This window comes from Acetivibrio sp. MSJd-27 (genome assembly GCF_018918095.1).
GTDB lineage: Bacteria > Bacillota > Clostridia > UMGS1840 > HGM11507 > HGM11507.
In genome coordinates this window covers 1-22,052 of the sequence record NZ_JAHLPV010000010.1, presented here as the reverse complement: position 1 = coordinate 22,052, position 22,052 = coordinate 1, and the positions used below count along the sequence as shown (strand labels likewise).

Here is a 22,052-nt window from a genome sequence, read left to right as displayed (position 1 = left end):
GGTAGGAAGATGAAAAAATTTATGAAATCAAAAAAAATCAGATACGGTACCAATGCAACCATACTCACAGCGCTGTTTATTGTGATCGTGATCGTGCTCAACATCGCTGTAGGAATGCTGGTGGAGCGTTTTCCCAGCTTAAAAATCGATCTGTCCTCCAACAATATGTTCAGTATCAGTCAGGAAACAAGGGAGGCTGTTTCAAAGCTGGATCAGGACGTGAAAATCTTTCTGGTACAGAGCTCTGACAGTGAAAATCCTCTGTACAATGAAATATTAAACAGATATAAAGAGCTGTCGCCCCATATCGATTATTCCTATGTCAATGCAACGAAAGATCCTTCTTTTTTGCAGAAATACAGCGGTCAGCTCAATCCAATTGGTTCCTTTGTCATCGAGAGCGGAGAGCGGTTTGAAATTGTGGCCAGCTCAGAGGTTGACGGAAAAACAGGCCGGTTCGAGACCGCTGAAAACACGCTGACCAATGCGATTCTCTCTGTCACCAGTGATGAAAAACAGACGATTTATTTTACCACCGGACATGAGGAGCCGGAATATAAAACACTGCAGGGCATTGCGGACAAGAAGTTTTTTGAAACCAAAACCATCGATCTTAGGCAGGAAGTGCCTCAGGAGACCAGCATGCTGATCATCGGCGGGCCAAAAACCGACTTTACCATGGCGGAGATTGACATGGTGGACAGCTTTGTCAAAAAAGGAGGCAGTCTGCAGATTTATCTGGATCCTTCCGCACCCTACCTCACAAATCTTTGTGAATATATCAAGGAATGGGGTGTCGAAGTCAAAAACGAGACCGTCAATGAGGAGGATAGCAGTAAGGTTGTAAAACAGTACAACGGCTTTATCCCAACGTTGGCAAAAGCGGATTACAGCAGCAGCGTAACCAGCAATATCCTGTGCACGCCTTCCTTCCGTTTGGATATTTTGTATTCCAACACCAAGAGTGTCACCTCTGAGCCGGTTCTGACAACTTCCGCAAACGGTACGGCAACACCTGCGGGCAGTGATCAAAAAAGTGAGCCCAATACCTTCAATATTTCCATTCTGACGACCCGTATACTGGACGATCAGAGTGAGGTTACCATGTATCTTTGCGGCACACCGTTGAATTTGACAACGGAATACCAGCAGCAGTATGTGGGAAATGAACAGATTGCCAGTACGGTACTCTCCAAAACATTGAAATCGGAAAACTTTATCAATATTCCTGATAAAACGGCGGATGTAAAGGCTGTTACTATGAGCACCGCTTCAGTTGTCTCGGTTGCAGTGATCATTGTGATCCTGGCTTTCGGAATCCTGATTCTCGGAATTGTGATTTGGGTAAGGAGGCGCCGTTTATGATAAAACAGTATAAGACTGCGCTGCTGTTTCTGGGGGTCATTGCCGTGCTTCTGGCGGCTGTGTTTGGAATGAAATATTTAAAGCCCTCCGGCGATGAGCCTCAGAATACCATTGTTCCCCGGGAACAAAAGGAGATTTTCTCGGTTGCGCGGGAAGACATTAAAACCATTGCGGTTCAGAACCCGGATGATGCCTACACGTTCGCATATGAGGGGGAAGAAGCAAAGATTTTGAATCGTGATTTTGCTCAGGTGGACAGCTTTAAACTGGATTCCACTGCGCTGGAATTCACCAGCCTCAAGGCGGATGAAACCGTGTTTGAAGAGACGGAGGAGTTCGCCAAATTTGGTCTTTCTAACCCTCAGGCAAATGTGGTCTTGACGGATCATACGGGAAAGGCAACCAAATTTCTTTTGGGAGATAAATCCCCGTCAGGCGGCGGATACTATTTTGCGATAGAAGGCGCCAAAGCGGTTTATATCCTTCCGGAATACAAGGGGGAAATATTTCTCCGCAAGCTGGATTATTACAGGAAGGGAACCTCCATTGCCGTGGATACGGAAAAGGTCACCCGGATTGATATCTCAGGAAAAAATAAGAATATGGAACTGTCCTTTTTACGAAACAATGTTGCCGAGGGTGCCCATAACACTTTTTCTGTATTCAGCATGACAACCCCGTATCAGGCGGATGCTGAGGGAAGTGAAATCAGCAGCATTCTGGAGGCTGTCAGCAGTTTTACCATTGAAGAATATGTGGAAGACGATGCGAAGGATTTGTCAAAATACGGCTTTGATCAATACGCGATTCATATCACACAGGGAGAGCAGACCGATCGTCTCTATTTCGGAAATGAATACGGCGACAAAATTTATATACGTATCAATGACAGCCGGAATATTTACGGTATAAAAAAAGCACCGTTTGCATTTTTACAGGCCGAGCCGATCAAATTTATCTCCTCCATGTTTTATATCAAAAACCTTGACACGGTAGAAAGCATCGACTACCGGGATCCTTTGAATCAGGTCAGCGCCGTCTTCCGGATTAAAAAGCTGGACGAGGAGAGCCATGAGATTACCATTAACGGCAAAGCGATGGATGAAGCACGTTTTAAAGCAGTGTATACTGAGATCATCAGCCTTACCTTGAAAGGACCGATTAGCGGTGTAACACCGGGAGAACCGATTTTGGAATACCGTTTTACATTCCGCGACGGAACCTCGGACACGGTACAGTATTTTCAGGCGGATGAACGCCGGATTGCTATCTCTGTCAATGGAAAAATTCAATTCTATTTGAACCGCAGTGATTTGACGGTAAAAATGGATACCATCGCATCGATTATCAAAGAGGCCTTGCAATAGTGCAATAAGCTGGACATAACCTTGCTGATCTATCCGGTTTCGCAAGGCTGAAATGTTTTTATGGAAGTTTTTTTCTTGCAAAATTATTTTTATCTTGCTATAATAGTGACGAACCGTAACAGAGGGGCGGGGGATACACTCCCGCCCGTTCTTTTTGACAACACAGGAAAATATGCAGAATGATACGCAATTGCATGTTCCAAAAAATAACGCATGAAGCAGGCTTGTGTTTTTCAGAATGAAAAACTTTTTACAGTCAGCAGAAAATAGCCGTGAAGGCATGCAAAAAGAAATTTTTCAAAAGGAGAAAAGGGTTTGAACGCAGTAAAAGAATTCTTGTTGGCGATACCAGTCCCCTTGTGGCTGAAAATTATGCTGGCTTCCATGATTCCTTTTGTGGAGGCGAGATATGCAATTCTGTTTTTTACGGATATGGGAATGCCTTTCTGGCAATTATTCTGTCTGAGCGTTTTAGGAAATATGATTCCCGTTCCGATTATTATATTGGTCTTCCGCCCGATTCTCAACTGGCTGAAGAAGACAAAATTTTTGCATAAGTTTGCGGAAAAGATTGAACAGCGCACGGTAAAAAAAGCGGCACAGGTTCAGAAATATGAGGCTTTGGGATTGCTGATTTTTGTGGCATTGCCCCTTCCCGGCACCGGAGCGCTGACCGGTTCCATGGTAGCTGCTCTTTTGAATATGCGTATGAAATATGCATTGCCCGTTATTCTGCTGGGATCTGTCATCGCCACTTTTATTACGACCGGATCTCTGGGGCTTATCGTAAACTTTATACAAATGTTTTAAATGGAAATATTCACGGAAAGGGTGAAAAAGATGAAGCGAAAATTCTTTACGTCCGAATCGGTTACCGAGGGGCATCCGGATAAAATCTGCGATCAGATCTCCGATGCAGTATTGGATGCGATATTCTCACAGGACAAAGAGGCGAGAGTTGCCTGTGAAACGGCAATCACTACCGGTTTGGTACTGGTTATGGGAGAGATTACAACAGATTGTTACATTGATATTCAGCAGATTGTGCGTGATACCATCAAAGAAATTGGCTATGACAGAGCAAAATTTGGCTTTGACTGCGAGACCTGTGGTGTGATTTCTTCTATTCATGAGCAGTCAAAGGATATAGCCATGGGAGTGGATAACTCCTATGAGACAAAAACAGAGGCTGCCGCAGATATCGGTGCCGGTGATCAAGGTATGATGTTCGGATATGCATGCAATGAAACAGATGTGCTTATGCCTCTGCCGATCTATCTGGCTCATAAACTGGCAAGAAGGCTTACGGCGGTTCGCAAGGACAATACTCTGAATTATCTGCGGCCGGATGGAAAAACCCAAGTGACGGTTGAGTATGAGGATGATAAGCCGGTACGGATTGATACCATCGTCATATCTACCCAGCATGACGACGCTGTTTCGCTGGATATTCTGCGTGAAGATCTGAAGAGGCAGGTGATTGAGCCGATTATTCCAGCTCATTTGATGGATGAGAATACAAAAATTTATGTCAATCCAACCGGGCGTTTTGTAATAGGCGGACCAATGGGTGACTCCGGTTTAACCGGGAGAAAAATCATTGTGGATACTTACGGCGGCTACGCACGGCACGGAGGCGGCGCATTCTCAGGAAAGGATCCCACGAAGGTTGACCGTTCCGCGGCTTATGCGGCAAGGTATGTGGCAAAGAATATTGTAAAGGCAGGTTTGGCGGACAAGTGTGAAATCCAGCTGGCTTATGCTATCGGAGTGGCAAAGCCGGTGTCTGTTTTGATTGATACGTTTGGAACCAACAAGGTGGAGCTTTCGGTGATCGAGAAATTAGTGGACAAGTATTTTGATCTTCGTCCCAGTGCAATCATCAAAAATTTCGATCTGAGGCGTCCTATCTATAAACAGACTGCTGCTTATGGACATTTTGGAAGGGAAGATCTGGATCTTCCCTGGGAAAAGACGGATAAGGCGGGACAGCTTCGGCAGAAAGCTGGGCTGTAAAATACAGTTGCAGACAAATACAAAGAAAGATTATCGGCGGACTGTTCTATTTGTCCGCCGATTTCTTTGTATTATGATATATGCATAAAAATATCTACTAAAGCTTAGTGATAATTGTTGAATTATTCAATAAAACATAAAATAGTGCAAGAATAATCTTGTTTTTATGGTAAAATGAAGTTATCAAAACAAAGAAAAGGTGGTTGAGAAAAATGAAAAAAATGTTAGGTGTGGTACTTGCGGTTTTCATGATGTTCCAATGCTGCTTCCTGACTCAGGCAGCAGAGTACAAATCGGAAAAGCTGAACAGCCTGTCTGCAGGGGCTCCGGTATCTTTGGGAAAACCGATATCCGATGTGCAGATTCTGGGCAATTATGTGCATGTGGATGAAAATGGAGAAACGATTTTTTACGGGGTAACTTCAGGTCCTCCTGCAATCTTCTTCGGATATAATGTGGATCAGAAAAAGGTTGTGACCGAAAAATTACTGGACAAGGATGAGGCTGCCGGTGCACCTGCCGCCGCAAAGGTTTGTTACGCAGTGGATATGGGACCGGATGGCATTATCAGCATGGCAACCCAGTCTGCGGCGAACTTTTACCGTTACAATCCCAAGACGGATGAGCTGAAATGTTATGGTCAGATTTTTGACGAGACCGCGGTTATGAGCAAAGGAGCCTATGATTCCGAAGGAAATTATTATTTCGGAACTTACCCAAATGCTTCGCTTGTCCGTTATAATGTGAAAACCGATTCCCTGGAACAACTGGGGACGGATGTGGTAGTCGGCGATTACGGTCGCTCTATCGGCATATACAAGGATAAAGTCTTTATTGGTTCTATGGGAGATCCTGTGGCAAATTTTGTAAAGTATGATATCAAAACAAAAAAATTCACAGAGTTGAAAAACCCTTCTCTGAAAGGGAAATTTACGGAAACAGATATCAATAACTACTATACGATTTTTACTGCTGGAAAATATTTATTCGCCAGAAATAAGCTTCTGACAGATAATTCATACTATCTGAATGTTTTTGATATGGAAAAGGAAGAATGGGTGGATGCTATCCCACGGACGCTGCACCAAAATGCTACAGATTTTGACGGCGATGTGATTTACTTCCACAATTCAACCGAGGATAAGAAGGAAGCGCACTTGTATTCCTACAATCCGGAAACCAAGGAGATTGTGGACTTTCCGAACATTAAGTTTTCCACGCGTCAATATCTGGTCAGTCCTAGAGTGGTGTCTTTGAAGGATCAGACCAACTATCCTGGCAAATCCATTGTGGCAGGTGGAGGAACAACCGGAATGGTGATTGTAAATTTTGAGACCGGAAAAGTGGAATTTATAAAGGATACTCTGCCTGTTACAGCAACGACTCTTCGGACACTGAAAGCCGGTTCGAATCACGAGCTGCTGCTCAGTGCGTATATGGGTTCCAAGGCCGTTCTCTACGATACAGAAAAAGAAAAAATTAAATTGGAATTTCCCTCTGTTCAGATAGAGGGAATTGATGTGGTAGACGGCGTATACTACTGCGGATTATATGGAAAAGGACGTCTCCAGATTTTTAATCCCTCCGCTGAGGTGAAAAGCGGATCCAATCCAAAGGTTGTCGCAGATATGGATGAACAAAAGCAGGACAGAGGGCTCTGTGTGGAAAATTGCGGCGATGATATCCTGTGGGCAACCATGCCGACTTACGGCAAGCTTGGTGGCTGTATTGGCATTTATAACCGGAAAAACGGAGAAAAACGGGTGATTGAAGAGCCGATTAAGAATCAAAGTATCGGCGGCATGGCGGTGAAGGATGGAAAACTGTACGGCTCCACTTACATTTATGGTGGTCTGGGAATTGATCCGATTGATAAACCGGCAAAGCTGTTCGTTTTGGATTATGCTACCGGAAAAGTGGAGAAAGAAGTGGAAATCAAACTGACGGGTGATAAAAATACACAGTACTATGCTGGTGAAGCAGTCTTCTCTCCTGCAGGTGAATTGATTGTTGCGGCGCAGAGAACGGTAATGTTTGTTGATCCCGCAACTCTGAAGATTACTAAGGAACTCACCATAGGCGGAGGTCAGCTGACTTTAACAAAAACAAGAGCTCTGCCCTACGATCTGGAGATTGAGGAGGATGGTCTTTTATACACAAATGTAGGAAACCGCATTTCTGTCATTGACATGGATACAAAAGAGGTGAAAGAGCTTTCCGAAACCGGTACAAATGGTCTTGACATCTGTACCAACGGCAATTTGTACTATATGGCGCAGGATGGCATGAGTATCATGAAAATGCCGCTTTCCCGCGAAGGGAAGACGGCGGACAGCGTACTTGCGGGTTCGGTTGCGCTGATGCTCGGCAAAACCAATTCTTTGGTAAAAGGTGAATTGAAATCCATCGATGCTTCCGGAGAGGTAAAGGCAACTGCGATTGACGGACGAACTGTCGTTCCAGTGCGTTTTATCGCTGAGAGCTACGGGGCAGAGGTAGGTTATGAGGAAGCGACCGAAACCGTCACTGTCAAGCTGAATGACAAAGAGATCAAGACGGTTATCGGGGAAAAGAAAATTACCGTCAATGGAAAGGAAATCCCGATTGATGTGGCAGCTTTTACGGATGAAAATGACAGAACACTTCTCCCGCTTCGGGCTTTTGTACAGGATGGTCTGGGAAAAACAATTTTCTGGAAGGAAACCGGCACAGATCAGGGACTTATCGTGATCAGCGACACGGAGACACTGAATGCAGAGGCGGATAAAGATATTATTGATGAGATCATAAAAAAATTCGATTAAGCTTTCTCATTTCGGTTTCTATATAATGAAATGAAGATGACCCCCGCCTCTATAGGTGGCGGGTTCCACTTCATTTTTTCAGCAGGGGTTGCAATCCTCTGCTGAAAACGTTGAATGACGGGACGAAAGTCCCTTATTGAAGGGGAAGCCCTGGCCGCGGAATGCGGCTGGGGCTTCTTCTTGTATCCAAAAGAAGAATGGATCATATAATAGGATAGGGAAATACTTTGCTTGGCGGATATCAGAACAGAAAGAAGTTTGAAAATGGCATTGGTGAATCTTACATACAATCGAAGAAGAGCAATTGCATATGCGCACCGGTGGGCCTACAGCAGGAATCCCGCCTTTTATGATTATTCCAATATCGGGGGAGACTGCACCAACTTCACTTCCCAATGCATCTATGCAGGAGCTGGTGTGATGAACTACACCCCCACATATGGATGGTACTATATTGATCCGAATAATAAGGCTCCTGCTTGGACAGGGGTACCGTATATCTATAATTTTATGGTGACAAACAACGGCCCCGGACCTTACGGCGAACTGACAGATATCCGGAGCGTCATGCCCGGGGACTTTGTCCAGCTTGGAAATGCGGCTGGCGCTTTTTATCATACGCCGTTTATCGTGGAAAAAAGGGGGAACCGGCCGGAAGATATCCTGGTGGCGGCCCATTCCAATGACGCGGATTTTAAACCGCTGAATACTTATTATATGGCGCAGTCATATCGTTTTGTGCATATTATCGGTGTACGGGCTGAAATGTAATCAATTGAAATTCATTTTGAAGCGAGGAATTTTTATGGATATTTTGAATATTACAAAACATAATTATCAAAAAGAGATACATGAGGCCAAAGAGACCGTTTTGCTTGATTTCTGGGCGCCTTGGTGCGGGCCCTGCAGAATGGTGTCGCCTATTGTGGATGAGGTGGCGCGGGAGGCGACTGACAGGGTAAAAATAGGGAAAGTCAATGTGGATGAGCAGCCTGAGTTGGCAGAATCTTTCCGTGTAATGAGTATCCCAACCTTGATAGTCATGCAGGACGGAGAGATTGTAGAACAAAAAGTGGGTGTACAGAATAAGGAAGCAATTTTGAAGATGTTGGAATTTGATGAAGAGTAAAAGCACTGTTCATCCGATATTTTTGAAAACAGAAAAAAGGAAACAAAAGGCCGGTGGATCTATAGTATCTCTTAGATTCCATCGGCTATGTTTGCGTGCATCTAAATTTTTGTACACAAGTTAAATCAACCTTTTCAGAGCGTCAAAACAATTTTTCCATGAGAAGCTTTCGTCAGTCCGGTTGCGATACCCGCTTTACAAAGATGAAATGCCGTTCATGAACAAGGCACCAAGCGAATCAGGACAAGCTTAGGATAGATAAGCGGTACACTGTCCGCTGTTTTTTTGCACTCTTGTAAGTTTTTGTACCCAGTGAGCGGTAAAAAGGTTTTCTTTTGTTTAAAGTCTGCTATTTTCCTTTTGTATGGAAAAGAAACAGAAAGGTACTTCCGAGTACAGTGAGAATAAGGGAAGTCATGACCATGAATAAACAGGAAGTCATTCCGGCGAGAAGAGATGCACTGCTGGTGTTTCCAAAAAGACTGTAGCGGGAAAGCAAAACGGACATTAAATTAATAAAACCGATAAAAAAAGAAAATCCGGCCAGACAATATGCAACAATACCTAATGTGCGAAAATGGGCCGCTTTCTGTGTGCGTTGCCTGGAAGGAGGAATTGTTCTGCCACAGCGCGGACACACTGTAGCGCCGGGCTGAAGAGCCAGTTTACATGCAGGACAGAACCGGGAGGATGGCTGTGATGCAGGCAATGAATAATCATAAATTCTTTTCGTTTTGGACTCCGGATCTTTTCTGCTTTCTTCCATATGCGGCTTGGACAGGTCAGCGCCGCATTTATTACAAAATTGGAAGGCGCCTTTCACAGAAGTCTTACAGACAGGGCAAGTTTTTTCTTCCGGTTCGTTGATGACCGGTTCCGCATGGAAGGCTTCATTCCTCATGGATTCCGCATTGTCAAATGTTTCCTCAAAAACCTCCTTCGATTTTTCATCCTGTCCAGGCAAAGCGGCGCCGCATTTGTTGCAGAAAGTAAAATTGTCTCCGATTTCTGCGCCGCAGGCGGGACATACACGAGGCGTTGAACGCTTCTCAGTGGTATTGATCATAATGGTTCCTCCTAACATATCACTTGGACGAATCCAAGAATCAAATAACAAATTAAAAACACAAAAAACAGAACGGCTCCCAGTACCATAATAATGTTAGACACCTTCTCCAGCGTAACCGGTTTGTGATAGCTGTAGTAAGCTTTGTACTTTAAATGCAAAAACAGGTTGTAACCAAAGAAATAGGTAAAATAACCGCCGAACAAAACCAGAAAACCGCTGAAAAAAAGATCTGCAAGAAGAGCAATCGCAGCGGCCAGATGTGCAATGTTTGCGCTGATATAGTGGAAGGGAAGACCTTCGGCAAGGTATTTTGATTTTAAAATTAGCTGTGCTGCTGCCTGACCGATTTCTGTGAAAAGACCGCCGAGCTGTGGAATTGTATCAATAAAAATCCATAGTCCCAGCAGAAAGAGAAGCGCAAAGCCTGTCAAAAAGACTATGGTTCTCCCCTTGGTTTTACCGGAATGATAGACAAAACGACGGGTGCGTTTTCTCTTTTTTCCGTCAATGATAGCGGGTGCAGGTTTCAGTCTTGTTCCGCAGCTGCCGCAGAAAACGGAGCCGGCTTCCATAACCGCTCCGCATTTCAGACATTTGATCATGATATATCATCCATTTCTTACCCTGTCCATCAGCAAAGTCCCCCAGAAAAGAGGAGTACGCGAAAGAACAGTTTTTCGATATTTTTTCTTAAGAATATTATATAATGGATGTTTTTGCAAATCAATATGTAATCTATTAATTTTTTATGAACTATTTACAAAAATCTATTGAAAATAAGCAGATATGATGATAGAATAAAACAAGGAATTTTATGGTTCCAATATATAAGTGTTAAAGGAATGATAGAATGGAAGAAAAATTTTGCACCGGTTGCGGCAAATCGTTCACTGGCGAAGGCGATTTATGTGAAGAATGTTTGCAAAAACAGACTGAAGTGACCGAAGAAGAAAATGTACAGACCGCCGATAACAGCGCAGTGGAAACCGAAGAAACGGTTTTTGAGACAGCGGAGGATACGCAGAGTATTCCGGAAGAATCTGAATTCTATGTGGACTATGAAGAGGAAGAGCCGCAGGAGGTAAAGAATGGTGCAAAGATTACAGCCTTGGTTCTGGGGATTGTGGGTTGCCTTTACGGCATCTACTACGTAGTTATGCTGATTATGAATACCATTCAGCAAAATGCGATGATGGCACAATACGGTATGGCTTCCCAGCTCGGAATTATGGATTTCATTCCCTTTGTTGTCATGGGACTCTATTTTGTCTGCGGAATTGTCGGAAGCGTTCTGCCGAAAAAAGCAGCAAAGGCTTCCTTGGTTTTGTTAATGATTCCTGCTTCCTGGACATTGTTTAATGGAATTCAGCTGATGACTTCCCTGGTTCCTTCCGGTGATGCCGCTCAGCAAATTCCGGCAAAAATCATCATTATGTACACAGCATTCCTGCTTGCAGGGATCTTCTGTTTGGTTGCAGGCATTTTACATGCGACATATCTGAAATATAAAAACGACTAAAAAGAAGCTCTTTGCGAAAGCAAAGAGCTTCTTCGTTCAGATAGGGAACAAAGAAATAGGAAATGGAATAAAATGAGATTTCTGTCAAGGGCTTTATGGCGGGGATTTTACACGAAAAATGATAAAAAGGGGAATGGAAAATGAGAGTACTAGCTATCTGCTGCCATCCGGATGATCTTGAATTAACCTGCAGCGGGACACTTTTAAAATTTAAAAAACAGGGGCATGATGTGATTGCATGTCATGCTTCCAATGGCAATATGGGGCATGTGGAGATCATGCCTGATAAGCTCGGCAAAATCCGGGCAGCGGAAGCGAAAGCGGCTGCCGATTTGGCCGGCTTTGAATTGATAAATGCAGATATCGATGACTTGTTTATGAATTCCGCGGATCAAGAACAGCTGAAAAAATTGTTGCGCGTTATCCGATATGCAAAACCGGATGTTATTTTGACGCATCCGGAAAATGATTACTGCTCCGATCATCAGCAGCTGAGCAAACTGGTATTTCATGCTTCTTTCTCCGCTTCTGTTCCGCATTATTATCCGGAGCTTGGCGCTCCGGTGCAGGTAACACCTATTTATTATGTGGATGGGGCAAGGGGAATTAACACGGTTCCCACAGAATATGTGGATATCACCGACGAGATGGATCAAAAAGAGGAAATGCTGAAGAAACACGAAAGTCAGTTAAAATGGCTGTCAGAACATGACGGGATCGATATTGTGGAACAGCAAAGGGTACATGCCAGATTAAGGGGATTGCAATGTGGTGTGTCATATGCAGAAGCATTCACACAGCTAATCGTAAAGGGGAGAATGCGCCCTTACCGTTTACTTCCGTAACCAGGGAGGATCTACTATGAGAAAGGAAAAAATTTTGACTGGATGCCTTGCCATTCTTTTGCTAGTAAGCGGTTGCAGCGGAGGAACATCGAGTGAGCCGACAGATGAGCCAAAGATCACAGTATCAGCCGCACCCAGTGCGGAACCGGCGAAGACTTCGCTTCCGGACGAGGAATCATCTCAGCAAAAGACCTATCAAAAAGAAGAAAAAGCACGGCTGAGCGGTCTCGAAATGGAACTGCTTTCGGTGGAAGAGCAGGCCCCTGCATCGAATGACAGGCTCTCCGCCGGAAAGAAATATGTGCTTTGCAAGTTTCGTATGGAAAACAAGTCGGAAAAAGATATCACAGTAAACAGTCAGAAATCGTTTGAAGGATTTAGTGATGGAATGGCGGTTTTGACAGAGAATGGACGTTCGCTGGATGATGTCGTTATGCTGGACGGAATACTGAAACCAGGCGGTGTACTGGAAGGATATGTGGTATTTAAGCTTCCTGAGAGCTGGAGAAATATTGAGATTACCTATATTCCAGGTGAGCCGGGCAAAAAGATCATTTTTTGCTATACAAAATAGCATTGGGTCCATACCTTCAAAGCATTGGAAAATTTTCCTAAATGTTTGTAAACTCCTGCTGATTTAAAAAGTCAGCAGGAGTTCTTTTATAGAAATAGAAATCGTATATAAATAAAGGATGTATTTAAAATAGAGAGAAGCGGAGGGAAGAAAACGAAGCTTAATAGAGTGCTTATTTTGAAAAATCTCAAAAGAAATTTATTATTGATGCTGTTTGCGGCAATGGTACTTCTGTATATTTTTCCCCATCAATTGTCCAATTGCAGCGGTAAGTTATTAGAGCATATGATGGAGAGCGGGACGCTGGTTTTGCCACAATTCCGCTTCTCCTTCGCACTGTTGGTTGTGGTTTTTCCCATTGTTGTGAACGCACTTATTTTCAGTGACATGTTTAAAGGTATTCTTCAAAAAAAGATAGGAATTGTCAGCTATTATCTGATGGAAAAAGAAGAACTGCTGTTCAGCAATCTGGTTTCGGCATATTTGATTTTGTTTCTTCCTTTTTTTATTGCAATGGCAGGCACCGTGCTTACAGTGGAGCTTCCAAAGGTTTTTTTATTGGAGTTTTTTGCAGTAAGCTTTATGGATGGCTTATCCTTTCTTGCAGGATCCCTTTTTGTGACGGTTACGATAAAAGGGATTATTCCTCAGCTGATGATTGCCATGTGTATTTTTGTACTGCCTTTATTTATGGACTTGATTTTGGCTCCCTGGCTGGAAAGAGCTCTGTATCGTTCTGGAATTGAAATCAATCCTTTCCACGCGCTTTTCAGCCAATTTCCAATCGTTCAGCTAAATCAAAATTTCTACCGGTTCTCAAGCCCACGTTTTTTTATTCATCTTGTTGTGATTTGCTGCTGCTGCTGGGCTTCTGCGTTTATTTTCACAAAGTGGAAAGACGAAAATTTAAAAGGATGTGTTCGTTATTCCATTCTAAAGCCGGCATATGAAATGCTGTCTCTCCTGCTTATGACTTTTATCAGTGCTTTTGCGGCGAAGAGCTCCCTGTGTATTTTTCTTTTTTGTCTGCTTTTTAGCTATATTCTGCTGGAACTGCTATTCAATGAAAGTATGAAAAGCAAAAATAATGTAACCTTTTATGCGGCTTATACCCTGGCGCTGGCCACTGTTTTTTGTCTGGGAAAAGCGGATTTTTTTCAAAGGGCAAGCACACCTCCTCCAATAGAGGAAGTAGACAGCATATACATTGGTGAGAGCTATAACCGAATAAACAGCTGTCTTGAACAGCTGGACGGAAAGATAGTATATGATTTGCCCACCATTGAGAAAGTGGAATCCAGTACGATGGATAACACATGCTTTGAGGATATTTCAGAGATTCAGCAAAAGATTGTCTCATGTGAAAAGTATCCTCAAAGAGATACATTATATATTGCATATAAAATGAAAAACAACAAAAGAATTATACACCGCTATGATATTGATTTAAAGAAAAGCCAGAGGTTTCTTTTTTGAGACCTCCGGCTTGCTTTTTATTTTGAATGAATATACGCTGAAATTTCATGGTAATCATGAAATGAAATATCTCTGCCTAAGATATAAGATATTGCATAACTCCATTCCTCTAAACTGTAAGATTCCAAGTCGATACTTTCCAAAAGAGGCTCCAGTGCGTCTGCAAAATGGAGATCGGATATATAGCAATTGCTCCTTTCGGCAATAAGCATAAGAAGATTGCCGGTCATTTTCGTTCCTCCAATCTTTAAAACGGCATCGCGCCGTTTTTATCTTAAGAATGATCTGAATGATACATATCGTCTCGGCCTATGGCGCCAAAATCACTTCTTTTCAGAAAGAAAAATTTCTAATAATAGAATATCATAACCCCTTATTGTTGTCAACTTATAGTAAACAAAAATAGACAAAATAACTCTTTTAGTGAACGACAATATATTACAATCTATGGTAGAGGAGTTGTTATTATGGTTTATGATTTCGGATACCGCTTACGAGAGCTTCGCGAAAAGAAAAAAATGACACAAGCTCAGGTGGCCAGAAAATGCAATATATCAAAAGCATCTATTTGTGGTTATGAGAATAATATCAAAACCCCCTCTTTAGATGTGCTGAGAAGACTGTGCGGCATCTATGAAGTGTCTGCGGATTACATATTGGGGCTGACAAGCCGGAAAATGGTCTCGGTGGACGGATTGACTCCGTCACAGAGAGAAGTTGTTGAGTTCGTTATTTTGGAATTTAAACAGAATAATAAAAATCTGTCCCGATTATCCTAACCATTTTTTCAATATAGTGTATTCGAAAAGTTGGACGAATTTCCTGTTTTTCAGAAAAAAGCTGAGATAAGGGGCTGGGTCCGGGAAGGACAACGGCTTTTCTTAGTTTCTTTCGTTCAAGAAATCACATGGTTAGAAGACTGTTTTCCTGATCCAGCACCAAAAGAATTTTTTCTTCATTTCCATTATTGGCGTTTATATAGATCAAGTAATTTTTATTGTCGAATTTTCCCTTTATCTCATAACAAAGTACTTCCGTTCCGCTCTCCAAGGGAATATAACACAGATTTACTTTATCGGTGGAAAGATTTTTATTGATATCTTTTTTTGCGGCTTCAGCAGATATTGATGGAACGGTCTGTTCCCGCTGTTTATGGTGGGTGAGATATCCTCTGGCTTCAAATCCGATGATTTCTTTTGTGTCACCGGCAATCTTCAGCTTAATCAAATCCGGATATAGGATAACGCCATCTTGGGTAGCGGCAAAATTGATTGTCATGATACCGTCAACCACTTCATAGTAACTATCCTTAAAATTGTGGAATCCTTTCGTGTTTAAAAATTCCTGAGAAATGCGTATTCCTTCCTCATAGTTCAGATCGCTTGCCTCTACATTTTTTGTGTCAAGCATGGAGATGACATAACCGCCCTGCTTGGTGACGCTTATATAAATGGAACGGTTCTCATCATCGGTGACGGCGGTAAATCCATAGGTATGGATCCTGCCTTCGCCGTCAGAGGCATGTTCCAGTGATTTTACCTTGTCACTCCCGATAAAGTCAAGCGCTTTTTGTTTCGCTTCTTCCAGCGATACTTCAGGCATGCCTTTCAGCATTTCCGGCTCGATGTTTTCCATATGGTCGGAAAATGGACCGTCATAAATGAGGGAGGGGTAATTCAGAAAGTTTGCTTCAATATCCGAAAAGGCATTTTGACTGGCTTCGCTTCCGCCGGCCTGCTGGGCTTCATGGGCTGTAGCAACGATATCGGAAAAGCCTTTTTTGCTGCTGAGAATCTGTTCTTCAAGTCCATTCAGAGACTGAAACAGCTCGTTTGCGTATTTGGAAAGTTCCATCATTGTTTGATGCTGCTGTTCTGTAATTGGCACGTTGTCAATGGATTTTGATGCAAGCATACGGGTATAATCCCCCACCTGTGTCAGAAATTTTTGGGTATTCTCTAATGTGGCGTCCTCGATGGGAAGCTGGCCAAGGCAGGCTTTCGCATAGGAAGAGTATTGAGTGATTTCATTTGCAATCTGGGCAAGATGCTTTGGTTCCGTAGTGATGATTCCCTTGGAAAGAGCAACGTCAATATTTTTCACCGAATCTGTGAGATCATAAAAGGCGCGGCGGTATTGATTTTCCACTTTTAATTCGTATGCCTCTACCCGGTTATAGGTATAGGTCCCCAGACCGATGAGCAATGCAAGGGCAACGGCTGTTATGGCAATACTTGATTTGTGTCTTCTTATAAAATCCATTTAGTACCTCCTAGTTACAAAAACGGTGTTTTCCGATGGTTTTGATGAGAGGACGGGAAAAAATCCATTTATTTGTTGCCGTGGAAGGGTTATAATAGTAAATGGCACCCTCTGAGGGATCCCAACCATTCATAGCGGATTCGCAAGCTTTGTAAACCGAAGAATTGGGATCGATCGGCACGTTGATTTGTCCGTCGGACACGGCGGTGAATGCTCCTGGCTGATAAATGACTCCCGGGATGGTATTGGGAAAGGAAGCGTGCTTTACACGGTTTAATATAACGGCCGCTACCGCCACCTGTCCCTCGAATGGTTCCCCCCTGGCCTCCCCATTGACGCATCTGGCCAAAAGCTGGGTGTCGCTGGTGTTGGCGGGGGACGCTTCTACGGGGCTCTCCAGGGAGGCAAGCATTTTGATTCCGCCTAAAATAAATGCAAAAGCAAGGAGGAAAAGAAGGGTTCTTTTATCCGTTTGTTTCATGGTACTCTTACCTTTCTGATGTTTTTTGGAAGCAGTTTGTATCTCAAACCATTTCCATTTATTCCAGCATTTTATCTACTGTTTATTTTTACACCATTTTCTAAATTTATTCCGTAAAATTTCAAAGCCCTTCGAGGGTGGAAATTTTATTGACAAGCAGGGGCAGAAGTATTAAAATATAACTATAACTGCGGGCAAGATGTCCGCCGCCTCTTAAGGCGGCGGATTCCATATCCGCAGTCGGCGGGAGTACAATCTCCCGCTTAGTGCGGCACTGCTAAGCAGTGTTCTTGTCCTCGTTGAATGACGGGGCAAGCCCTTATTGAAGCGAGATGCTTTTGTGAGAATGCGTTGCCGGTAAAAATGTCGAATAAATTCGGAAGGAGGCAGCTGAATGGACAATTTTGCAAACTTTACGAAGAAAAAATTTCATTTTGAAAATTATTATCCGGAAGATGCCCCCGTTTTCGGAAATGTTCGTCTGATACAGATTGGGGATTTAAGCTGCGACAGCGGCTATATTGTCAAAGAGCATCCCCAGATTTGTTTTGAAATCACTTATATTTATTCCGGCAAAGGAATGTTCGCCATAGACGGGGAAGAGTATGAGGTCAAAGCAGGGGATATCTTTCTTTCCAAGCTGGGATCAAAACATCACGGGCAGGCCGACTATATTGAGCCGTTCCGCTTTTTTTATCTGGGACTGGAAATTGCGGAAGGGGGAGAGATGAAGGATATCATAGATAAAATGAACGGTATTTCTTTTCCCCGCTGTGAGGACAATTTTGATATTGAAACCTGCTTTATCCGCCTGTTTAATGAATTAATTCACTTAAAGAACTTTTCCAGCATGATGATCTCTAATTATTTGGAGGAGATTATCATCAGCACATACAGAAGTTTTTACAATAATATGTTTTCCATTTATAAACCGAATAAATTCAAGAATAATATCCAGAAAGTGGTTTATGAGGTTATCAATTATATCGATACCAATATTTTGACGCTGAAGGATTTGGTTTCGATCGCGGATGACTTTGATTACAGCTATAATTATCTTGCTCATATCTTTAAGCAGGAGATGGGAACCAGCATCGGGGACTATTATAATAAAAAACGGTTTGACGTGGCAGTATCCTGGCTGACGACAACGGACATGTCCATCACCGATATTGCGGATAAGTTAAATTACCAGACAATTCATGCTTTTTCCAGAGCGTTTAAAAAACGGTTTGGGATGAGCCCTTCTCAGTATAAATCCATCAATTCATAAAGACATTGGCTGCACGCATATTAATTTATCTGATAAATTAACTTGCAAATATTGCTTTTTAAAAGAAAATAGAGTAAAATAAATTTGTGGGAACTTAATTAAATTTTTTAATTAAGTCGCCTGCTTGAATTTTTTCAAACATCTTCACAACTTCATATCGACTCCACACTTTTTGATTTAGCAACTTTGTTAAACTTCTTAATTAAGTTTGAACAAATAAAAACACAAATAATACTAAATACGGCTTGCTGCAATGGGTATATAATGACCATGAGCATTGAGGGTTGAAATGCTTAAAGGGTGGCTTTTGTCGCACAAAAGCGTTTTACTCTTGTTATAAAAATGCCGGAAGGGTGGAAATGAAAATGATTCAAGTAGGAATTATCGGAACCGGCAATATCAGCAGGTTCCATTTGAAGGGCTATCAGGCCCTTGAAAATGTGAAGGTCGTCGCATGCTGTGACATCAATGGGGAAAGAGCCCAAAAATATGCGGAAGACCACGGTATTGAAAAGGTCTTTACCGATTACAAAGAAATGCTGAAACTCCCTGAACTGGATGCCGTCAGTGTCTGTACCTGGAACAATTCACATGCGGAGATCTCCATCGCCGGGCTAAAGGCCGGCAAGCATGTGCTGTGTGAAAAGCCTTTGGCGATGAATGCACAGCAGGCGGAGGAGATCCAAAAAGCGAAAGAGGAGACAGGGAAGCTGCTGATGGTTGGGTTTGTCCGCCGTTTTGGCGCAAACGCCAATATTCTCAAGGATTTTATAGACAAGGATTATCTGGGACAGATTAATTATGTGAAAGCAGTATGCCGCCGCCGCTGCGGGAATCCTTGCGGTTGGTTTTCCGACAAGAGCCGTTCCGGCGGCGGACCACTGATTGATCTGGGCGTACATGTCATTGATCTGGCCAGATATCTGATGGGCAAGCCGAAAGCGGTAACGGTTTCAGGCGCTGTTTTTGATAATATCGGCCCGGAGCTGGAAGTAAAAGCCTACAACCGGTATAATCCTGCGGATCCCAGCAAAGAGTGTTCTGTGGAGGATTTTGCCACTGCCATTATCCGTTTTGACAACGGAGCGGTGATGCATGTAGAAGCCAGCTTTAACGAGCACATCAAAGAGGACGTTCTGTCCGTTGAACTGCAGGGGACAAAAGCCGGCGCAATGCTGGAGCCCAATTTAGTGATCTATTCCAAAATGGAAGATTATCTGATGGATTTGACACCAAAATACACGATTCCCAAAGATCCCTTTGAGGATAACTTCAAGGCGGAAACCGCCCATTTTATCGACTGTATCGAAAATGGGACGATGTGCAGGAACCCTGTGGAAGACGGGGTGGAACTGATGAAGATTCTGGACGCTGTCTACCGGTCTGCGGAACAGAAACGCGAAGTGGAACTGTAGGAGGTGCCCAATGAAACTTTCTGTCAGTAACTGGTGTGTTCAGAGATCTCTGCGCGCCGGATTGTCCACCAATCGGGATTTTATTGATTTATGTGCGTCGCTGGGAGCAGATGCTGAACTGGTTTACATGTTGTTTGCGGACAGGGCTGAAAAAGAGGATGTCAGAGCATACATGCGGGGAAAGGGCGTAAAGGCAGCCTGCTTTTCCGGCGGGAATGATTTCGTGTCCGCAGAGCCTGCCGAGCGGGAAGCGGCGGCGGAAAAGGTCAAAGAAGCAATTGATGACGCGGTATTCTTCGAGTCCGGTCTGTGCCGCGTGTTTTCCGGCAATGTGAAGGAGGGTATCTCCTACGAACAGGGAAGAGACTGGATTATCGAGGGTTTCCGAAAAGTTATGCCCTATGCGGAAGAAAAAAAGGTCACTTTGGTTTTGGAAAATCATGGGCTGTTTGCAGGAAAAAGCGATCAAATCCGTCATATTATTGAATCGGTCGGCTCAGACTATTTAAGGGCTGTAACCGATACCGGAAATTTCATGCTGGTCAATGAAGATCCATTTGAAGCGGTACAGAAGGTCAATGAGTATGTTGCCCATGTGCACTTCAAAGATTTTATAGAGGTACAAAGCGGAACCTATACTTCGGTGAACGGAACCCAGTATAACGGTACGGTTATCGGAGAGGGGGAAGTCCCGCTGAAAGAAATTATCGGCTTTCTCTCCAAAAAGAAATTTGAAGGCTACATTTCACTGGAGTATGAAGGCGATGGGGAAGATGTCTATGAGGAGACAAAGCAGAGTTTTCTCCGCTTAAAAGAAATGATACAGTAAGGAGACGCCGGCGATATATTTAGAATCCCGGTGTGCTCTGAAAAAAGGCAACAAAAGATTTTAAATATATTGGAGGTAATCCTATGAAACACATTAACTTTTTAGGGATTGAATTTGACGTTCAGAACATGCCTGTTCTGGATGAAGGCTTCATTCCGATGCACGCGTTTAACACGGCGTTTTTGAAAACAGCGACAAAAGAGTTGAATATCGCTGTGGAAAGAAATGCAGGCTACACATCTGTGTTCAAAACAAAAATTCACGGCACAGAAGAAATGTTTGAGGCCGACTGCTTTTATGCGGAAAGAATGGTAAAATTCCTTCTGTGGGCCATGGGCGGGTATAAAGTATATATCTGCGGAGACAAAAAGATTTACGAGCACATCAAAAAAGAATATGCCAAGGACGGAAAACGCGCCTTTGATTTTGACTTTATGAGCAAGGTTTATGAAAAAGACTTTGAAGTGCTCTACCGGGAGCTCTCTGAAACGCCGGAAGAAAAGATTCAGTCCAAATCGGTGGGAAGAAACTTTGACGGCTGCCGGATCGGCTTCGACGCTGGTGGAAGCGACAGAAAGGTTTCGGCGGTGATCGACGGCGAATGTGTTTACAGCGATGAGACGGTTTGGCTGCCGAAGGTGACCGAGGATCCGGAATATCATTTTCAGGGGATCCTGGATTCCATGAAAAAGGCGGCGGCGAAAATGCCCAGAGTGGATGCGATCGGTATCAGCAGCGCGGGTATCTATGTGGACAATCGGACAATGGTTGCTTCCCTGTTCTTGGCTGTGCCGGAAGATGACTTCAACAAACATGTAAAAGATATCTATATTCGTGCCTGCAAAGAGTTTGGTGATATTCCTTTTGAAGTGGCAAATGATGGCGACGTAACTGCACTGGCAGGTGCGATGAGCTTGGAGGACACCAACGTTTTGGGAATTGCTATGGGAACCTCCGAAGCGGTTGGCTATGTTGACGGTAACGGCAACATCACCGGCTGGCTGAACGAACTTGCCTTTGCACCGGTAGACGCACAGCGGGAAGCTATGGTGGACGAATGGTCCGGTGATATCGGCGTGGGATGTAAATACTTTTCCCAGGACAGCGTCAACAAGCTGGCTCCCCGTGCAGGCATTGAGCTGGATGAAAAGGACACTCCTGCGAATAAGCTGAAGGTTGTTCAGGGACTGATGGAAAAAGACGATGAGAGAGCTGTCAAGGTCTATGAATCCATCGGTGTATACCTTGGTCATACCATTGCATACTATGCAGATTTCTATGATCTGAAGCATTTGCTTCTGCTGGGACGTGTCATGTCCGGAAAAGGCGGCGATATTATCATTCGCTTTGCCGAGAAGGTTCTTAACGAAGAATATCCGGAACTGGCCAAGAAAGCAGAGTTGCATGTGCCGGATGAAAAGACAAGACGTGTAGGCCAGTCTGCGGCTGCAGCGAGCCTGCCGAAAATTGTGAAATAGTTATATAGAATAAGATAAAAGGGACGGAAGCTGAAGTGCCCCCCAAAGATTAGACAAAAATAAATATTAACTTTCAAGAGAATGAGTTCGGAATTGTACCGGACTCATTTTCAATTTAGAAACAATCCGTTCGTTGTTGTAGTAATCAAT

The 22,052-nt window shown here is 43.4% G+C and carries 22 protein-coding genes; 16 read left to right on the top strand and 6 right to left on the bottom strand.

Going from position 1 to position 22,052, the window contains the following annotated elements:
* The first annotated feature begins 9 nt into the window (after positions 1 to 9).
* The 7 genes from KQI32_RS05375 (at position 10) to trxA (ending at position 8,681) form a co-directional block, all read left to right on the top strand.
* On the top strand, positions 10 to 1,365 hold the full coding sequence (locus KQI32_RS05375; RefSeq protein ID WP_216424224.1) for a GldG family protein: 1,356 nt from the start codon (positions 10 to 12) through the stop codon (positions 1,363 to 1,365).
* On the top strand, positions 1,362 to 2,732 hold the full coding sequence (locus KQI32_RS05370) for a DUF4340 domain-containing protein (RefSeq protein WP_216424223.1): 1,371 nt from the start codon (positions 1,362 to 1,364) through the stop codon (positions 2,730 to 2,732). The genes KQI32_RS05375 and KQI32_RS05370 overlap by 4 nt, the downstream gene beginning before the upstream one ends.
* A gap of 315 nt (positions 2,733 to 3,047) precedes the next feature.
* Entirely contained in the window at positions 3,048 to 3,542 is a 495-nt protein-coding gene (locus tag KQI32_RS05365) for a small multi-drug export protein (protein WP_177691916.1), read from the top strand.
* A 30-nt stretch (positions 3,543 to 3,572) separates the two neighbouring features.
* A complete protein-coding gene (gene metK / locus KQI32_RS05360) occupies positions 3,573 to 4,748 on the top strand; it encodes a methionine adenosyltransferase (RefSeq protein ID WP_216424222.1) in 1,176 nt (391 codons plus the stop codon).
* 212 nt (positions 4,749 to 4,960) lie between these two features.
* Positions 4,961 to 7,552 carry a stalk domain-containing protein gene (locus KQI32_RS05355; protein WP_216424221.1) on the top strand — a complete coding sequence of 864 codons (2,592 nt, stop codon included), beginning with the start codon at positions 4,961 to 4,963 and terminating at the stop codon, positions 7,550 to 7,552.
* A gap of 264 nt (positions 7,553 to 7,816) precedes the next feature.
* The gene (locus KQI32_RS05350) at positions 7,817 to 8,323 is read left to right on the top strand and encodes an amidase domain-containing protein (RefSeq protein ID WP_177691919.1); all 507 of its coding nucleotides are present in this window, start codon (positions 7,817 to 7,819) and stop codon (positions 8,321 to 8,323) included.
* A 34-nt stretch (positions 8,324 to 8,357) separates the two neighbouring features.
* A complete protein-coding gene (trxA, locus tag KQI32_RS05345) occupies positions 8,358 to 8,681 on the top strand; it encodes a thioredoxin (RefSeq protein WP_177691920.1) in 324 nt (107 codons plus the stop codon).
* Positions 8,682 to 9,030: 349 nt separating this feature from the next.
* Here trxA and KQI32_RS05340 read toward each other — a convergent pair whose 3' ends face one another.
* Both KQI32_RS05340 and KQI32_RS05335 read right to left on the bottom strand, forming a co-directional pair.
* The gene (locus KQI32_RS05340) at positions 9,031 to 9,747 is read right to left on the bottom strand and encodes a zinc ribbon domain-containing protein (RefSeq protein ID WP_177691921.1); all 717 of its coding nucleotides are present in this window, start codon (positions 9,745 to 9,747) and stop codon (positions 9,031 to 9,033) included.
* An 11-nt stretch (positions 9,748 to 9,758) separates the two neighbouring features.
* Positions 9,759 to 10,352, bottom strand: coding sequence for a zinc ribbon domain-containing protein (locus KQI32_RS05335; RefSeq protein ID WP_177691922.1), 594 nt, complete (start codon positions 10,350 to 10,352; stop codon positions 9,759 to 9,761).
* A 248-nt stretch (positions 10,353 to 10,600) separates the two neighbouring features.
* On the opposite strand from KQI32_RS05335, the gene KQI32_RS05330 reads away from it, so the two are divergent.
* From KQI32_RS05330 to KQI32_RS05315, 4 genes are all read left to right on the top strand, one after another.
* Entirely contained in the window at positions 10,601 to 11,269 is a 669-nt protein-coding gene (locus KQI32_RS05330) for a hypothetical protein (RefSeq protein WP_216424220.1), read from the top strand.
* Positions 11,270 to 11,409: 140 nt separating this feature from the next.
* Entirely contained in the window at positions 11,410 to 12,114 is a 705-nt protein-coding gene (locus KQI32_RS05325) for a PIG-L deacetylase family protein (protein WP_216424219.1), read from the top strand.
* Between the two features lie 16 nt (positions 12,115 to 12,130).
* Positions 12,131 to 12,688, top strand: coding sequence for a DUF4352 domain-containing protein (locus KQI32_RS05320; RefSeq protein ID WP_216424218.1), 558 nt, complete (start codon positions 12,131 to 12,133; stop codon positions 12,686 to 12,688).
* Between the two features lie 177 nt (positions 12,689 to 12,865).
* Entirely contained in the window at positions 12,866 to 14,164 is a 1,299-nt protein-coding gene (locus tag KQI32_RS05315; protein WP_216424217.1) for a hypothetical protein, read from the top strand.
* Between the two features lie 17 nt (positions 14,165 to 14,181).
* On the opposite strand, the gene KQI32_RS05310 is transcribed toward KQI32_RS05315, so the two are convergent.
* A complete protein-coding gene (locus tag KQI32_RS05310) occupies positions 14,182 to 14,394 on the bottom strand; it encodes a hypothetical protein (protein WP_216424216.1) in 213 nt (70 codons plus the stop codon).
* A gap of 237 nt (positions 14,395 to 14,631) precedes the next feature.
* On the opposite strand from KQI32_RS05310, the gene KQI32_RS05305 reads away from it, so the two are divergent.
* Positions 14,632 to 14,943, top strand: a complete 312-nt coding sequence (locus KQI32_RS05305) for a helix-turn-helix domain-containing protein (protein ID WP_177691927.1) — start codon at positions 14,632 to 14,634, stop codon at positions 14,941 to 14,943.
* Between the two features lie 124 nt (positions 14,944 to 15,067).
* Here KQI32_RS05305 and ypeB read toward each other — a convergent pair whose 3' ends face one another.
* Together ypeB and KQI32_RS05295 are read right to left on the bottom strand one after the other, a co-directional pair.
* Complete coding sequence (gene ypeB / locus KQI32_RS05300) at positions 15,068 to 16,426, bottom strand: germination protein YpeB (RefSeq protein WP_177691928.1); 1,359 nt, start codon at positions 16,424 to 16,426, stop codon at positions 15,068 to 15,070.
* 10 nt (positions 16,427 to 16,436) lie between these two features.
* Entirely contained in the window at positions 16,437 to 16,907 is a 471-nt protein-coding gene (locus tag KQI32_RS05295) for a cell wall hydrolase (RefSeq protein WP_216424215.1), read from the bottom strand.
* Between the two features lie 394 nt (positions 16,908 to 17,301).
* Between KQI32_RS05295 and KQI32_RS05290 the strand changes: the two genes are divergently transcribed.
* From KQI32_RS05290 to KQI32_RS05275, 4 genes are all read left to right on the top strand, one after another.
* Complete coding sequence (locus tag KQI32_RS05290) at positions 17,302 to 18,180, top strand: AraC family transcriptional regulator (RefSeq protein WP_177691930.1); 879 nt, start codon at positions 17,302 to 17,304, stop codon at positions 18,178 to 18,180.
* A gap of 365 nt (positions 18,181 to 18,545) precedes the next feature.
* Complete coding sequence (locus KQI32_RS05285; protein WP_216424214.1) at positions 18,546 to 19,595, top strand: Gfo/Idh/MocA family protein; 1,050 nt, start codon at positions 18,546 to 18,548, stop codon at positions 19,593 to 19,595.
* A gap of 10 nt (positions 19,596 to 19,605) precedes the next feature.
* Positions 19,606 to 20,424 carry a sugar phosphate isomerase/epimerase gene (locus KQI32_RS05280; RefSeq protein WP_216424213.1) on the top strand — a complete coding sequence of 273 codons (819 nt, stop codon included), beginning with the start codon at positions 19,606 to 19,608 and terminating at the stop codon, positions 20,422 to 20,424.
* Positions 20,425 to 20,507: 83 nt separating this feature from the next.
* Entirely contained in the window at positions 20,508 to 21,902 is a 1,395-nt protein-coding gene (locus tag KQI32_RS05275) for an ROK family protein (RefSeq protein WP_177691933.1), read from the top strand.
* Positions 21,903 to 21,968: 66 nt separating this feature from the next.
* Here KQI32_RS05275 and KQI32_RS13620 read toward each other — a convergent pair whose 3' ends face one another.
* The gene (locus tag KQI32_RS13620; RefSeq protein WP_374197056.1) at positions 21,969 to 22,052 is read right to left on the bottom strand and encodes an IS3 family transposase; all 84 of its coding nucleotides are present in this window, start codon (positions 22,050 to 22,052) and stop codon (positions 21,969 to 21,971) included.

Coding starts and splice junctions, on each gene's coding strand:
- KQI32_RS05375 (WP_216424224.1), top strand. CDS start 10: ATGAAAAAATTTATGAAATCAAAAAAAATCAGATACGGTACCAATGCA.
- KQI32_RS05370 (WP_216424223.1), top strand. CDS start 1,362: ATGATAAAACAGTATAAGACTGCGCTGCTGTTTCTGGGGGTCATTGCC.
- metK (WP_216424222.1), top strand. CDS start 3,573: ATGAAGCGAAAATTCTTTACGTCCGAATCGGTTACCGAGGGGCATCCG.
- KQI32_RS05355 (WP_216424221.1), top strand. CDS start 4,961: ATGAAAAAAATGTTAGGTGTGGTACTTGCGGTTTTCATGATGTTCCAA.
- KQI32_RS05350 (WP_177691919.1), top strand. CDS start 7,817: ATGGCATTGGTGAATCTTACATACAATCGAAGAAGAGCAATTGCATAT.
- trxA (WP_177691920.1), top strand. CDS start 8,358: ATGGATATTTTGAATATTACAAAACATAATTATCAAAAAGAGATACAT.
- KQI32_RS05340 (WP_177691921.1), bottom strand. CDS start 9,747: ATGATCAATACCACTGAGAAGCGTTCAACGCCTCGTGTATGTCCCGCC.
- KQI32_RS05335 (WP_177691922.1), bottom strand. CDS start 10,352: ATGATCAAATGTCTGAAATGCGGAGCGGTTATGGAAGCCGGCTCCGTT.
- KQI32_RS05330 (WP_216424220.1), top strand. CDS start 10,601: ATGGAAGAAAAATTTTGCACCGGTTGCGGCAAATCGTTCACTGGCGAA.
- KQI32_RS05325 (WP_216424219.1), top strand. CDS start 11,410: ATGAGAGTACTAGCTATCTGCTGCCATCCGGATGATCTTGAATTAACC.
- KQI32_RS05320 (WP_216424218.1), top strand. CDS start 12,131: ATGAGAAAGGAAAAAATTTTGACTGGATGCCTTGCCATTCTTTTGCTA.
- KQI32_RS05310 (WP_216424216.1), bottom strand. CDS start 14,394: ATGACCGGCAATCTTCTTATGCTTATTGCCGAAAGGAGCAATTGCTAT.
- KQI32_RS05305 (WP_177691927.1), top strand. CDS start 14,632: ATGGTTTATGATTTCGGATACCGCTTACGAGAGCTTCGCGAAAAGAAA.
- ypeB (WP_177691928.1), bottom strand. CDS start 16,426: ATGGATTTTATAAGAAGACACAAATCAAGTATTGCCATAACAGCCGTT.
- KQI32_RS05295 (WP_216424215.1), bottom strand. CDS start 16,907: ATGAAACAAACGGATAAAAGAACCCTTCTTTTCCTCCTTGCTTTTGCA.
- KQI32_RS05290 (WP_177691930.1), top strand. CDS start 17,302: ATGGACAATTTTGCAAACTTTACGAAGAAAAAATTTCATTTTGAAAAT.
- KQI32_RS05285 (WP_216424214.1), top strand. CDS start 18,546: ATGATTCAAGTAGGAATTATCGGAACCGGCAATATCAGCAGGTTCCAT.
- KQI32_RS05280 (WP_216424213.1), top strand. CDS start 19,606: ATGAAACTTTCTGTCAGTAACTGGTGTGTTCAGAGATCTCTGCGCGCC.
- KQI32_RS05275 (WP_177691933.1), top strand. CDS start 20,508: ATGAAACACATTAACTTTTTAGGGATTGAATTTGACGTTCAGAACATG.